The following is a 13,541-nucleotide window of genomic DNA, read 5'->3' as shown; positions in this document are numbered from 1 at the left end:
AATGGACGTGATAACTCTTTACCCAGCTACGATATATCTTCATTTGGCAACGGTTGGCATCAGTATTTCCCTGTTTGTCATCCGTTTTTTCTGGCTGTGTCAGAAATCGGTTCTACTGCAACAGCGCTGGGTTAAAATTCTGCCACATATTAACGATACCTTGTTATTGATCAGCGGTATTGGTTTAATCATTCTGAGTCACACTTATCCGTTTACGCCCGAGCAAAGCTGGCTGACGGAAAAACTGTTTGGCGTTATCATTTATATCCTTCTTGGCGCTATCGCCTTGGGGAAACGCCCCCGTAGCCAGAACGTTCGCTGGCTGGCGTTTGTATCTGCTTTAATATGCTTTGGTGTGGTCGTGCTGCTGGCATTGACCCAGTCACCGTTGCTGATGGAATAATTATGAGTGCTATTGCTGATTTTGAATTCAACCAGTCACTGCTAAGTGATGGTGTCGTGTTGGTTTCACAGGCTATTCGCCGCGACTTTCCCGCTCAGGATGTGCGGCAAAATCTGCAACAGCTGGTTGAGAGCGCCCGAGCCGCTATTCCTGACGGCCTTGAGCAAGACCTTCAGCTTGAAAAACTGATTGAGCTGTTTTATCACACCTGGGGATTCGGCGGTGCTGGCGGTGTTTATCGCCTATCTGATGCACTGTGGCTGGATCAGGTGCTGGAATCTCGTCAGGGTATGCCTGTGTCACTTGGCATCATCTTCCTGCATATCGCAAACGAACTCGGCCTGCCGCTGATGCCAGTAATTTTCCCGACGCAGTTGATTCTGCGTGCCGACTGGCTCGACGAAGAGATGTGGCTGATCAATCCGCTCAATGGCGATACGTTGAGCGAGCATGTGCTGGAGGTTTGGCTTAAAGGTAACATCGGCCCGTCAACTCGCTTGCTGGATGAAGATTTGGATGAAGCGGAAAACGTCCTGATCGTGCGTAAAATGCTCGACACGTTGAAAGTCGCTCTGATGGAAGAGAAACAGATGGAACTGGCGTTGAGAGCCAGTGAAGCGGTATTGCAATTTGACCCAGACGATCCGTATGAAATCCGCGATCGTGGCCTGATTTATGCTCAACTGGATTGCGATCATATCGCACTGTCCGATCTCAACTATTTCGTTGAACAGTGTCCGGAAGATCCAGTGAGTGAAATGATAAAAGTACAGATTCACTCGATAGAGCAAAAACAGATTGTCTTGCATTAAAAAACAGTCTTACATTAAGAAACCGTTTTGCAGTAATGCAGCGTTAATTTATTTCCCGACATGAAGGTAAAAGTATGACGAATAAAGTGGTCAAGATAGGGGATATCCCCGTTGCCAACGACTTGCCTTTTGTGCTGTTTGGCGGCATGAATGTTCTTGAATCACGCGATCTGGCGATGCGCATTTGTGAGCATTACGTCACGGTCACGCAGAAGTTGGGTATTCCTTACGTGTTCAAGGCGTCATTCGATAAGGCTAACCGTTCTTCGATTCACTCTTACCGTGGTCCCGGCTTGGAAGAAGGGATGAAAATCTTCCAGGAGCTGAAACAGACCTTTGGCGTAAAAATTATCACTGATGTGCATGAGTCAAATCAGGCGCAGTCCGTTGCCGATGTCGTTGATGTGATCCAACTTCCTGCGTTTTTAGCACGCCAAACCGATCTGGTAGAAGCGATGGCGAAAACCGGCGCAGTGATCAACGTTAAAAAACCGCAGTTCGTCAGCCCTGGTCAAATGGGGAACATCGTCGATAAGTTTATCGAAGGTGGCAACGATCAGGTGATTCTGTGCGATCGAGGCAGTAACTTTGGCTACGACAATCTGGTTGTGGATATGCTGGGCTTCAATGTCATGAAGCACGCTTCCAACGGTTCACCTGTGATTTTTGACGTTACGCATGCGCTACAGTGCCGTGACCCGTTTGGTGCAGCGTCCGGTGGCCGTCGCGGACAGGTAACCGAGCTGGCGCGTGCTGGTATGGCTGTCGGTCTGGCGGGGTTATTCATTGAAGCTCACCCCGATCCGGCTAACGCGAAGTGTGATGGTCCATCCGCGCTGCCGCTGGATAAATTGGAGCCGTTCTTGCAACAGATTAAAGCGATTGACGATCTGGTGAAAAGCTTCCCAGAACTGGATACCAACAAGTAAGCTTACTCACTGTCGGTTGATTACTGACATAAAAAACGTAGGGAACGTTTTTCAACGTCGCTTGCGACGGCCCGCAGGGTAGCGGGCAGGAAGCTCGCCATAAAAAAACCCGCGATATCGCGGGTTTTTGTGTTTTATACAGCTTCGCTGTTCTCTACAACACTATACGACTGCTGTTATTTATAGAGATCGGCACTGATCGTGAGATTGTTGCCTTTGCCTTCCCACTGTCTGGTGATGTGGTAGTACTTAGCCCCTTTCTCACCCGCACGTTTGGCTACGGCCTCAGACACCTGTGTCATACTAGTGTAGTTACCGCGGAATTTAATCGAATCGAAAGGCACCATCTGAGCCGCTGTGGCATTGTTCAGTTCCTGAATTTTGGAACCATCCGTTAACGTTACCGTGTAACGTCCGCCTTTTGATGATTGGGTTTCAAAGAAGTTACCTACGTTACGGCTAGGGCTACCTGAGTTAGCGACACCAGGAATTTCTACCTTAGCGGCCTCTGCACCACCGGCAGCAAGCGCGGCACGACCTGCATCAGAATCTGCTGGAATCACGTCCGTGCTCTGGGTCTGGCGCTTCGGTGCATCGGCTTTATAAATGTAGGCAGTGACTTTCTGGTTGGCACTATTCGAATTCACATCAATCTGACGGACGATGTAGAACGAATCTGCATTTTTCTCTTTTGCCGCTTTCGCAATGGCATCATTCACGTCAGGCTGGCTACGGAAGAATCCGCCGACGGTTACCGTGTCATACGGTTCCAGCCCGTAAGCTACATCTTTCGGCAGCTCTTTTACACCGTAGAAAGTGCGGAATTGGGTGTCCTGATTCGCCTTTGGTGCATCTTTGCGATACAGATCGACAGTCACGTTCCAGTTCCCGCTCGAATTCGCGTCATCCATAGCTTGCACATAAAACGACGCTGCGCCCGCTTTGTCGGCGCGTTTTGATGCTGCGGCAACCGCTTCATTGATTGCGTTAAAACGTCCTTTAAACGTAATTCGCTCAAAAGGTTGCAGGGATTCTGCCTGCTCAGGTGTCAGTTCCTGTGCCGCCTGCGCTGAAAATGCCGAGAGTGATAACAATAATGTGGATGCAATAACAGTAGTCTTCAGCTTCATAAAAAATCCTTTCGCCTTCCTGCAACTCGAATTATTTAAGGTATAGCAATCAACCTGTAACGGAATAGGGCTGATTATCGCACGGAATAAATTCTTGTGCTTTAGCATTTTCAGCGGAGCTAAAAAGCCGTGATACTTCGGATGAGAACAAGAAAAGTGCTAATAATAACGGTTAATGATTGTTTTGACATCATAAGGGATATTTATGTGATTTATCGCGGTAACAACCTTGTAACACACCGTTTTTGTGAAACAGCACAGACAAATACTTCTGTAATAATGCTACAAAAGGCTGAGAAGAGCATGATTTTCGACCAAGAAAGGCTGGCAGAACCTGTAATAACTCGGCTTTTCTGTGAAATTCATTTTATTTATGGATCATCGATCACATTTTCAGTACGTTATAAATGAGTTCGCTACAGTGAGACGCCCCAAAAAAGCGTGTGGCAAGAAGAGGATAAGACCCTCTTCCTACCGCGTGAATGCGGGGATATAGGGTGCAGCAGGTCTCGGCGAATTCGTATAACAGAGTAGGGTGAGAATAATAACCTTCGTTAAAAATAAGCGAAAAGGGTATCAGCATGCGTATTGGTGTACCAAGAGAGCGGTTGGCCAATGAAGCCCGTGTTGCAGCGACGCCGAAAACGGTTGAACAACTGCTGAAACTGGGCTTTACGGTCTCGATAGAACGTGAAGCGGGAAAACTGGCAAGTTTTGACGATGCGGCATATGAAGAAGTCGGCGCGTCAATTGTTGACAGTTCGGAAGTCTGGCAATCTGATATCGTCCTGAAGGTCAATGCGCCTCAGGATGATGAAATCGAACTGACCCGTGCGGGTAGTACGGTTGTCAGCTTTATCTGGCCGGCACAAAACCCAGAACTGCTGGAGAAGCTGGCTGCCCGTCAAGTGACGGTAATGGCAATGGATTCCGTGCCGCGTATTTCGCGCGCGCAGTCACTGGATGCGCTCAGCTCGATGGCTAACATCGCAGGCTATCGCGCTATCGTTGAGGCTGCCCACGAATTTGGCCGCTTCTTTACTGGGCAAATTACCGCAGCAGGTAAGGTCCCGCCTGCCAAAGTCATGATTATTGGCGCGGGTGTGGCAGGTTTGGCCGCGATCGGTGCTGCGGGCAGTCTGGGTGCTATCGTTCGTGCTTTTGACACCCGCCCTGAAGTAAAAGAGCAGGTTAAGAGCATGGGCGCCGAGTTCCTCGAACTCGACTTTGAAGAAGAAGCTGGCAGCGGCGATGGCTATGCCAAAGTCATGTCTGAAGCCTTTATCAAAGCGGAAATGGAACTGTTTGCCGCACAGGCGAAAGACGTCGACATTATCGTCACTACCGCACTGATCCCTGGGAAACCGGCTCCACGGCTGATCACTAAAGAGATGGTGCTGAGCATGAAGCCCGGCAGCGTGATCGTCGATTTAGCCGCGCAAACGGGCGGAAACTGCGAATTGACCGTTGCCGACCGCGTGACCGTGACGGAAAACGGCGTCAAAATTATCGGTTACACCGATTTACCTAGCCGTCTACCGACACAATCCTCACAGCTTTACGGCACGAACCTGGTTAACTTGCTGAAGTTACTCTGCAAAGAGAAAAACGGCGAAATTGACGTTGATTTTGACGACACCGTGATTCGCGGTGTGACCGTTGTTAAAGAAGGCGAAATCACCTGGCCGGCTCCGCCGATTCAGGTTTCAGCTCAACCACAGCAAACGAAACCTGCCGCTGCGGCTGTGAAAGTTGAAGCTAAGCCCACATCACCGTGGAAGAAATATGCATTCCTCGTGATCGCTATTCTGCTGTTTGGCTGGCTGGCTAATGTCGCACCTAAAGAGTTCCTGTCTCACTTTACTGTTTTTGCGCTGTCCTGCGTGGTGGGCTACTACGTTGTCTGGAATGTCAGCCACGCGTTGCACACACCATTGATGTCAGTCACTAACGCGATATCAGGCATTATCGTTGTCGGAGCATTGTTGCAAATCGGTCATGGCGGATGGGTGTCATTCTTCTCATTCATTGCCGTATTGATTGCCAGCATCAATATTTTCGGTGGTTTCACCGTGACTCAGCGCATGCTGAAAATGTTCCGTAAAAACTAAGGGGTAACACATGTCTGGTGGATTAGTAACTGCTGCATACATTGTTGCCGCAATTCTCTTTATTTTCAGTTTGGCTGGGTTGTCCAAGCACGAAACGTCGCAACAAGGGAACATCTTTGGTATCAGCGGTATGGCACTTGCGCTGATCGCGACGATTCTGGGGCCTGATTCTGGCAACGTTGGTTGGATCATCGTCGCTATGGCGATCGGTGGATCAATCGGTATTTATCTGGCGCGTAAGGTTGAAATGACCGAAATGCCAGAGCTGGTCGCGGTTCTTCACAGCTTTGTGGGCTTGGCTGCGGTACTGGTGGGCTTTAACAGCTTCCTTGACCACGGTGAAATCACCGATCCGGTGATGGTCAATATCCATTTGACGGAAGTCTTCCTGGGGATCTTCATCGGTGCGGTGACCTTCACAGGCTCGATTATCGCGTTTGGTAAACTGCGCGGCAATATCTCTTCTAAGCCTTTGATGCTGCCTCATCGCCATAAAATGAATCTGGCGGCACTGGTTGTGTCCTTCCTGCTGTTGTTGGTCTTCGTCAACACAGGCAGCGTAGCGTTGCAGGTACTGGCGCTGATTCTGATGACGGCGATTGCACTGGTATTTGGCTGGCATCTGGTTGCATCGATCGGCGGTGCAGACATGCCAGTCGTTGTTTCTATGCTGAACTCCTACTCTGGTTGGGCGGCAGCGGCAGCAGGCTTCATGCTGAGCAATGACCTGTTGATCGTGACGGGTGCTCTGGTAGGTTCTTCTGGTGCGATTCTGTCTTACATCATGTGTAAGGCGATGAACCGCTCCTTTATCAGCGTGATTGCCGGTGGTTTTGGTACCGATGGCGTTTCCTCGAGTGAGAGCGAAGAGGTCGGAGAATATCGTGAGGCTTCAGCGGAAGATGTGGCTGATTTGCTCAAGAACTCAACCTCGGTCATTATCACTCCGGGATACGGTATGGCCGTTGCACAGGCGCAATACCCAGTGCATGACATCACCGCAAAACTGCGTGCGCGTGGCATCAAGGTCCGCTTTGGTATTCACCCGGTTGCCGGGCGTTTGCCTGGACATATGAATGTGCTGTTAGCGGAAGCGAAAGTGCCTTACGACATCGTGCTGGAAATGGATGAAATTAATGATGATTTCACCGACACCGACACCGTACTGGTCATTGGCGCGAATGATACCGTTAACCCAGCGGCGCAAGAAGATCCGCATAGTCCAATTGCTGGCATGCCAGTGCTGGAAGTGTGGAAAGCGCAGAATGTTATCGTGTTTAAGCGTTCTATGAATACCGGCTACGCTGGCGTACAGAACCCGCTGTTCTTTAAAGAGAATACGCAGATGCTGTTTGGCGATGCCAAAGACAGCGTTGAGGCGATTCTGAAAGCGCTGTAAGCGTGACGTGACAAAGTAGAAAACGAAAGGGGCGAATATCGCCCCTTTTTTATATCTCTTTTTTACATTTGAAATAAGCTTTAGTCGCCATGATTTACGTTGTATGTGCGTCGCATCGTATTGCCAAAAATAATGCCAGCGCTGAGGCTGGCATTATTTGATTCGAACGTGATGAAACATGGAGTCAGCTGTTGTTGCCGTCTTCCTGTGTAATCGGTGAAACGAAGTCATCGGGTTTGATCGCCAGTAGGTCGCACTTCAAATGATCGATAACGTGTTCGACGGTGTTGCCGATAAAAGCGGCGGAAAGGCCGGTTCGGCCTAGCGACCCTAATACCACGACGCCTGCCTGCAAATGCTCCGCCAGATCGGGAATCACTTCTTCTGGCAGCCCTTTTTCTACGTGCGTCACGCGCTCATCCAAACTGAATTTCTGGCGTAGCGATTTCATGGCAATCAGGTGCTGCCCTCGAATCGCATCGTTATAGACGCTAGGATCGAAATCAGGCAATTCAATGGCGATATTGATAGGAGTAACCGGGTAGGCGCCAACCAAGTGAACCTCGGTTTGGTCAACCTGCTTAGCCAGTTCCAGCGTTTCTGATACTAATTTGATATTGAGGGGATCGTGATAAGGGTCTTCACTGGCCAGATTGACCGCAACCAATGCACGGCCCTCGGTCGGCCATGGCTGATCTTTTACCATCCACACGGGGCAAGGGCATTTGCGCAGTAACTGCCAGTCTGTTGGCGTAAAGATAACCGCTTCCAGCCGATCGTGCTGATGTGCCATTTTCAGCAGCAGGTCATGTTGCCCGGCAATCACTTCCCGAATAATGGCTTCAAATGGCTTATTGTGCCAAACCACTTTAATTTCTATCGAAACGCCTGCTTCAAGGTAGTGTTTACACTGCTCCTCAATCCACTCGGTTCGCTGTTGAATAACGCCCTGACGCATCTCCACTCTTTCATCGGGGGAAAGCAGGGTGGTCATTTCATAAGAGAAATCATAAATCGGCAGAAATGCCTTGATACGGCCGCCAAGTCGCTGAACCAGGTAAACCGCCCGACGCAGCGCTGGTTGGTCATCCTGATTTGGGTCAATAGCTACCAGTAAATTCTGATACTTTGCCATAGCTCCTCCAAACAGCTGTTACTCCACAGCCTGTAAATCAAGAGTACCGCAATGGAATCGCTTTGGACAACAGAGATAAGCCGCAGAATAACAAAATAAGAAATATCACGAACGACGAGGAAAGGGAGGATAGAACGTTGACGTTACCACAGTAAAAATAGTGGCAACGTCAAATAGTTAGACTGGAAATATTATTTACGTGAAGACCCTGCTAATTCGGAAAGCGCATCGATATTTTCGATCGTGATGTATTTCCCTTTTACTGCTAGCGTACCGCTCTTCTGGAAACGCCCCAGCAGACGGCTGATAGTTTCAACGGTCAGGCCCAGATAGTTACCGATATCACCGCGCGTCATGGTCAGACGGAATTCACGTGGTGAGAAACCACGCTGAGCGAAACGGCGGGAGAGGTTGTAGACAAACGCTGCCAGACGCTCTTCAGCATTCTTCTTCGACAGCAGCAGGATCATGTCCTGATCGCCACGGATTTCACCGCTCATCAGGCGCATCATCTGCTGGCGTAGGTTAGGCATTTTCCCTGACAGATCGTCCAGCGTCTCGAAAGGGATTTCACAGACCATTGAAGTTTCCAACGCCTGGGCGAAACTTGGGTGCTGAGCGGTACCGATAGCATCAAAACCAACCAAATCGCCCGCCAGATGAAAGCCCGTGATCTGCTCGTCGCCTTGCTCGGTGATAGTGTAGCTTTTTATCGTACCGGAGCGGATAGCGTACAGCGATCTCAGCTCATCACCCGCTTTAAACAGCGCTTGTCCCTTCTGGATTGGCTTCTTCCTTTCAATGATGTTGTCGAGCTGATCGAGCTCGTGTTCATTCAGGGTGAAAGGGATGCATAGCTGACTGATACTGCAATCCTGACAGTGGATTGCACAACCGCCAGACTGGATGCGTCGGATAATTCGCTTTTCCGGGATCATAGGCTTTGCTCAGGCAATAATTGATATTGGTCAATTTTAACAGCTTTTATCGGCCGTGATAAGACCGACAATCACCGGAATAGACCAATAAATAGTGAACTAACTATAATTTTTCGATTTTTCTGGAAAATATTTCGATATATAAGTGTTGCGTGGCGATAATATTTTCGTCTATTGCGTTATCGAACGGTTAACACGTTGATTAATCCAAATCACTTACGGCGATAAGCAATTTGGTTAAAAAATTTTGCGTGTCGCGGCGTTATAATTATAACGGTAAACTATTTTGATGCGGTAAGTAGCCCTCATGAGCTAACAGCCACTGTTTACGATGAATCCCTCCCGCATAACCCGTCAGTGCACCGCCAGTACCGATGACGCGATGGCACGGAACCACGATGCTGACAGGGTTTGAGCCGTTTGCCATGCCGACTGCACGCGCTGCGCCAGTACGTCCCAACAGCGTGGCGAGTTCGCCGTACGTAGTAATTTCGCCGCAGGGAATTCGACGTAATTCCCGCCAAACTTGCTGTTGAAATTCCGTCCCTACGGAAGCGACAGGCAGGGTATCAATAATCGCTAATTCGCCATCAAAATAGCGCTGCAGACTGTCTGTCAGGCCACCGGGATTATGACGCGGTTGTAACGAAAAGGGATCATTTCGATAACTGCGATTGAGTGAGCGAAATAAATCGTCTTCATACTCGCGCCATTCGACGGCACGTAAATGATTATTTTCATCAGCAATAATCAATAACTCCCCAAGCGGAGTTGCCATCGTGTCCTGGAAAAAAATCTGCATAGTGATTCCTTACGCGCTTGTCGCTTTCCTGCATCTCTCATTAGTTACGTGTTGATTATCCGGCATCAGCCGTAGGATTGAAAATAAAATGCGAGATATGTCATGCGGTGAGGTGGAAAAAGAGAAAACCATCACGTTCATAGCTAAGGGCGGCTTTTCACCCTGACAAGAGAGAAGGGCTGAGATTTGGGTAGAAAACATAGCTGGTTGGTTTTTATGTAACAAGCCGCGCGTGTTAGAGCGAATCCCGTTGACGGGTGACACTTACGCAAGCCAGCGCACATTCAATACTAGGGATGCAGAGAGATATATCGCTTTATATTTTCAATAAAATCAATCACTAAAATGGAAATGCTCTAATTTATATTTATGCGAGATGGATCATGCCAATCTTTATCCTACTGCCAGGTAACATCATCACATGGCAATAATGTGAAGGTGAAGTATGTCGGTATGCTCTATTTTTTATGGCAAAGGTATAAGAGTGTAGCTATGTGCCCTACGTTATTTGGAGGAAATACACAGAATGAAAAAGAAATATGCCGTAGTGGGAACGGGGGGCCGCGCGGGCCTTTATCTAGAGTCGATTGCCAGAGATTATCAGGATCAGGGACAATTTGTTGCTTTTTGCGATACAAATCAGACGCGAATGGATTACGCCAACCGTATTGTCCATAAATTTGGACACGATAATGTGGCAACGTATCATGCCGATCGGTTTGAGCAGATGATCACGGAAACCAAGCCCGATATTGTTATTGTGACATCTATAGACCGAACGCATCATCATTACATTATCCGGGCAATGGAATTAGGCTGTGATGTCATCAGTGAAAAACCGATGACGATTGACGAAGAAAAATGTCAGGCCATTATTGATGCGATTAATCGCACTGGCCGTAAATTACGGGTGACATTTAATTATCGTTACGCACCACACCACAGTAAAGTCCGCGAGTTAATTGCGGCAGGGGTGATTGGTGAAGTCTATTCCGTTCATTTTGAGTGGTTGTTGAATACCGAGCACGGGGCAGATTATTTCCGCCGCTGGCACCGTGACAAGCGCAATAGCGGCGGGCTGTTGGTGCATAAATCCACGCACCATTTCGACCTGGTCAATTTCTGGCTGAACAGCGAACCGGAAACGGTCTATGCGCAAGGCGATCTGCGTTTTTATGGCAAAGCGAATGCTGAAGCGCGTGGTGTCACAGAATTCTATTCACGTTCACATAATAGCGCCGCCGCGGAAAGCGATCCGTTTGCGTTGCATATGAATCAAAGCGAACAGCTGACGGCTTTATATTTAGATGCTGAACACGAAGATGGTTATTACCGCGATAAAAGTGTCTTCGATGACGGTATTAATATTGAAGATGTGCTGGGTGTGATGGTGCGCTATAAAAACAAAGCCATCATGACGTATTCATTAAACGCGTATTTACCTTGGGAAGGGCTGAATGTGGTGTTTAATGGCAGCAAGGGTCGGTTAGAAATGAAACTAGTAGAAAAATCTTACGTAAACGGAGGCGGACAAAAAGAGGATGAAGGTGCGCTGAATGAATGTGAAATAAAGATCTATCCGATGTTTGACGAGCCTTATGTCGTACCGGTTGAATTTAAATCGGGCGGACACGGCGGCGGCGATCAGGTCATGTTAAACGATCTGTTTGGTACACCGGAACCAGATCCATTACATCGTGCAGCGGATTACCGAGATGGGGCAATGTCTATTTTAACCGGTATTGCCGCCAATCGGTCATTACGCACCGAACTGCCAGTGAAAATAAGCGAACTGGCCGTTAATCTGAAAAGAGGAAATTAATCTGAGTCTCTGCCATTTCGGCAGAAAAAGCTTCCGCATCCGTAGTACCTGTCTGCCCCTAAAAGGGCTGCGGGTGGAAACCTCCGAATACAATTATAAGGGTTCTATTATGGCGAAAACACGGAACACATTATCTCACCTACTCCTGCTTTGTGCTGCACTTCCCTTGGGAGCGGCATTTTCTCACTCTGCTGACGCTGCCGAGATCCGCATCTCTTGGTGGGGCGGCAATCAGCGGCATGAGGCCACGCTGGCTGCGATTAACGCGTTTCAAAAAGCCAACCCGACGATCACGGTCAAAGCTGAATATGCTGGCTGGGACGGTTATCTTTCCCGTCTGTCAACCCAGATGGCAGGGGGGGAAGAGCCTGATGTTATTCGTATTGACTGGAACTGGCTGCCGCAGTTTTCCCGCAATGGCGACGGTTTTTATGATTTGAATAAACAAAAAGACATTTTGGGGCTAGGAGATTTCCCGCCTAACGCTCTGAAAACGGCGGATGTAAAAGGGAAACTGCAAGGTCTCCCGATTTCGATGACGTCCCGCAGTATGATTTACAATAAAACCACCTGGGACAATGCGGGCGTGGCTTACCCGAAAACCTGGGATGAGCTGTTTGCCGCAGGCCCAGTGTTTAAACAAAAGCTGGGTGACGGCTACTATCCGCTCGGTGTCGCCCAAGGGGCAAGCGATGTGCTGGATATTCTCACGCTCGGTCGTAGCTATATGGCGCAGAAATACGGCATCGATATGATCGATGAGAAGAAACAAAGCATTGCCTATAGCCGCGATCAGGTACGGGAACTCTTCGGCTTTTATAAAAAACTGGTTGATTCCCATGTGATACCCGATCAGCGTTATTTCTCCTCGTTCGGGCGTACCAACGTCTATGAGATTCGTCCGTGGATTAACGGCGAATTAGCGGGCATGTATCTGTGGGATTCTGCCATCTATACCTATTCGAGTAATATGCCGAAAGATGCCGTATTAGAAACCGGGCCGTTTATCACGATGCCGGACGCTAAAGACTCGGGGCTCACAAGCAAACCCTCTTCACTGTTTGCCATCAGCAAGAACAGTAAGCACCCAAAAGAAGCGGCGATGTTGATGAATTTCATGCTGAGTAACCCAGAAGGCGTGAAGGCTCTTGGACTGCAAAACGGCATGCCAGCTAATCCGAAAGCGCAAAAATTGCTGGAAGATATCGGCGTGATCAACCCTGGTAACCTATTAGCCAATGCCTATCGGGCAGCCGCGGCACAGCCTGAATCGAAGGTTCCTGTGTCACCGTTTATGGAAAACCAGGAACTGGTGCAATTGTGGACGACGAGCCTGCAAAAACTGGACTACGGCAATGGTGAAGTGAATAAGGTTGCTGATGATTTCCTCAGTGGCGCTAACCGTATATTAAAACGCGCCATTCGATAACCAACGATTGTTAACGTGCGATGCCATATCCTTCGCGATATGGCATCGTTATTTTCCCTTCTCGCTTTACTTAATCATACCACACGCCATGCGAGCACCACCGCCACCCAGTTTTGCTGGCATATCCGCGTAGTTATCTCCGCCAACATGTACCATCAATGCGTGATTTTTTACCTCAGACAGTGATTTTATCCGGGGAGCGAGAATCGGATAGGTTGCCGTACCATCGGCATTAGCCACCAGTCCAGGCAAATCACCCAAATGCCCTTGGTCGTTATAGGGTCCAAGGTGTTTACCGGTTTTTTTCGGATCGAGGTGACCGCCTGCTGCCAGCGCAGGAACCGATTTACCGTCTTGCTCGGCTGGTTCACAACTGGCATTTTCATGTACGTGAAACCCGTGAATACCCGCTTCCAATCCCTTCAGGCTCGGCGTGAAAAGCAGGCCGTACGGTGTTTCCGTAATGGCGACTTCACCGATACTGCCGCCAGTATCGGTAGGCAGAGCTTCATTCAGCGTAACGGTGGTACTTGCGGCGAAGGTGGAACAGGAAAAGAACACGCCTGTAAGGATAAGTGCCTTCAGTTTCATTGTCTTTTACCCCTTCTGGTTTGAGTGAAAAAAATCAATC

At 48.8% G+C, this 13,541-nt stretch carries 12 protein-coding genes; 7 read left to right on the top strand and 5 right to left on the bottom strand.

What is annotated here, in order from left to right:
• The first annotated feature begins 1 nt into the window (after window position 1).
• The 3 genes from A0G03_RS01775 (at window position 2) to kdsA (ending at window position 2,144) form a co-directional block, all read left to right on the top strand.
• Entirely contained in the window at window positions 2-403 is a 402-nt protein-coding gene (locus A0G03_RS01775) for a SirB2 family protein (RefSeq protein WP_048260048.1), read from the top strand.
• Window positions 404-405: 2 nt separating this feature from the next.
• The gene (gene sirB1, locus A0G03_RS01770; RefSeq protein WP_048260049.1) at window positions 406-1,215 is read left to right on the top strand and encodes an invasion regulator SirB1; all 810 of its coding nucleotides are present in this window, start codon (window positions 406-408) and stop codon (window positions 1,213-1,215) included.
• A gap of 74 nt (window positions 1,216-1,289) precedes the next feature.
• Window positions 1,290-2,144: a 3-deoxy-8-phosphooctulonate synthase gene (gene kdsA, locus A0G03_RS01765; protein WP_048260050.1), complete on the top strand. Its 855-nt coding sequence runs from the start codon at window positions 1,290-1,292 to the stop codon at window positions 2,142-2,144.
• Window positions 2,145-2,320: 176 nt separating this feature from the next.
• Here kdsA and ydgH read toward each other — a convergent pair whose 3' ends face one another.
• On the bottom strand, window positions 2,321-3,274 hold the full coding sequence (gene ydgH, locus A0G03_RS01760; protein WP_048260051.1) for a DUF1471 family protein YdgH: 954 nt from the start codon (window positions 3,272-3,274) through the stop codon (window positions 2,321-2,323).
• Window positions 3,275-3,855: 581 nt separating this feature from the next.
• On the opposite strand from ydgH, the gene pntA reads away from it, so the two are divergent.
• Both pntA and pntB read left to right on the top strand, forming a co-directional pair.
• Window positions 3,856-5,385, top strand: coding sequence for a Re/Si-specific NAD(P)(+) transhydrogenase subunit alpha (pntA, locus tag A0G03_RS01755; protein ID WP_048260052.1), 1,530 nt, complete (start codon window positions 3,856-3,858; stop codon window positions 5,383-5,385).
• A 10-nt stretch (window positions 5,386-5,395) separates the two neighbouring features.
• Window positions 5,396-6,784: a Re/Si-specific NAD(P)(+) transhydrogenase subunit beta gene (gene pntB, locus A0G03_RS01750; RefSeq protein ID WP_048260053.1), complete on the top strand. Its 1,389-nt coding sequence runs from the start codon at window positions 5,396-5,398 to the stop codon at window positions 6,782-6,784.
• Between the two features lie 184 nt (window positions 6,785-6,968).
• Here pntB and uspE read toward each other — a convergent pair whose 3' ends face one another.
• The 3 genes from uspE to ogt all read right to left on the bottom strand — a co-directional run bounded on the left by uspE (window position 6,969) and on the right by ogt (window position 9,659).
• Window positions 6,969-7,919, bottom strand: coding sequence for a universal stress protein UspE (gene uspE / locus A0G03_RS01745; RefSeq protein ID WP_048260054.1), 951 nt, complete (start codon window positions 7,917-7,919; stop codon window positions 6,969-6,971).
• Between the two features lie 191 nt (window positions 7,920-8,110).
• Window positions 8,111-8,857, bottom strand: coding sequence for a fumarate/nitrate reduction transcriptional regulator Fnr (gene fnr / locus A0G03_RS01740; protein ID WP_005968491.1), 747 nt, complete (start codon window positions 8,855-8,857; stop codon window positions 8,111-8,113).
• A gap of 268 nt (window positions 8,858-9,125) precedes the next feature.
• Window positions 9,126-9,659: a methylated-DNA--[protein]-cysteine S-methyltransferase gene (gene ogt, locus A0G03_RS01735; protein ID WP_048260055.1), complete on the bottom strand. Its 534-nt coding sequence runs from the start codon at window positions 9,657-9,659 to the stop codon at window positions 9,126-9,128.
• Between the two features lie 526 nt (window positions 9,660-10,185).
• Between ogt and A0G03_RS01730 the strand changes: the two genes are divergently transcribed.
• Both A0G03_RS01730 and A0G03_RS01725 read left to right on the top strand, forming a co-directional pair.
• Window positions 10,186-11,481: a Gfo/Idh/MocA family oxidoreductase gene (locus tag A0G03_RS01730; protein ID WP_048260056.1), complete on the top strand. Its 1,296-nt coding sequence runs from the start codon at window positions 10,186-10,188 to the stop codon at window positions 11,479-11,481.
• Between the two features lie 109 nt (window positions 11,482-11,590).
• On the top strand, window positions 11,591-12,910 hold the full coding sequence (locus A0G03_RS01725) for an ABC transporter substrate-binding protein (protein WP_048260057.1): 1,320 nt from the start codon (window positions 11,591-11,593) through the stop codon (window positions 12,908-12,910).
• A 66-nt stretch (window positions 12,911-12,976) separates the two neighbouring features.
• Here the strand turns inward: A0G03_RS01725 and sodC are convergent, their stop codons facing one another.
• Entirely contained in the window at window positions 12,977-13,501 is a 525-nt protein-coding gene (sodC, locus tag A0G03_RS01720) for a superoxide dismutase family protein (protein WP_048260058.1), read from the bottom strand.
• Between the last annotated feature and the right edge of the window lie 40 nt (window positions 13,502-13,541).

This window comes from Pectobacterium peruviense, from assembly GCF_002847345.1.
Classification (GTDB): domain Bacteria; phylum Pseudomonadota; class Gammaproteobacteria; order Enterobacterales; family Enterobacteriaceae; genus Pectobacterium; species Pectobacterium peruviense.
This window is presented reverse-complemented; position numbering and strand designations above follow the sequence as displayed.

What these genes read in the sequence shown, in the direction of transcription:
- kdsA (WP_048260050.1), top strand. Translation starts at nt 1,290, where the DNA reads ATGACGAATAAAGTGGTCAAGATAGGGGATATCCCCGTTGCCAACGAC.
- uspE (WP_048260054.1), bottom strand. Translation starts at nt 7,919, where the DNA reads ATGGCAAAGTATCAGAATTTACTGGTAGCTATTGACCCAAATCAGGAT.
- fnr (WP_005968491.1), bottom strand. Translation starts at nt 8,857, where the DNA reads ATGATCCCGGAAAAGCGAATTATCCGACGCATCCAGTCTGGCGGTTGT.
- sirB1 (WP_048260049.1), top strand. Translation starts at nt 406, where the DNA reads ATGAGTGCTATTGCTGATTTTGAATTCAACCAGTCACTGCTAAGTGAT.
- pntA (WP_048260052.1), top strand. Translation starts at nt 3,856, where the DNA reads ATGCGTATTGGTGTACCAAGAGAGCGGTTGGCCAATGAAGCCCGTGTT.
- A0G03_RS01775 (WP_048260048.1), top strand. Translation starts at nt 2, where the DNA reads ATGGACGTGATAACTCTTTACCCAGCTACGATATATCTTCATTTGGCA.
- ydgH (WP_048260051.1), bottom strand. Translation starts at nt 3,274, where the DNA reads ATGAAGCTGAAGACTACTGTTATTGCATCCACATTATTGTTATCACTC.
- ogt (WP_048260055.1), bottom strand. Translation starts at nt 9,659, where the DNA reads ATGCAGATTTTTTTCCAGGACACGATGGCAACTCCGCTTGGGGAGTTA.
- sodC (WP_048260058.1), bottom strand. Translation starts at nt 13,501, where the DNA reads ATGAAACTGAAGGCACTTATCCTTACAGGCGTGTTCTTTTCCTGTTCC.
- A0G03_RS01725 (WP_048260057.1), top strand. Translation starts at nt 11,591, where the DNA reads ATGGCGAAAACACGGAACACATTATCTCACCTACTCCTGCTTTGTGCT.
- A0G03_RS01730 (WP_048260056.1), top strand. Translation starts at nt 10,186, where the DNA reads ATGAAAAAGAAATATGCCGTAGTGGGAACGGGGGGCCGCGCGGGCCTT.
- pntB (WP_048260053.1), top strand. Translation starts at nt 5,396, where the DNA reads ATGTCTGGTGGATTAGTAACTGCTGCATACATTGTTGCCGCAATTCTC.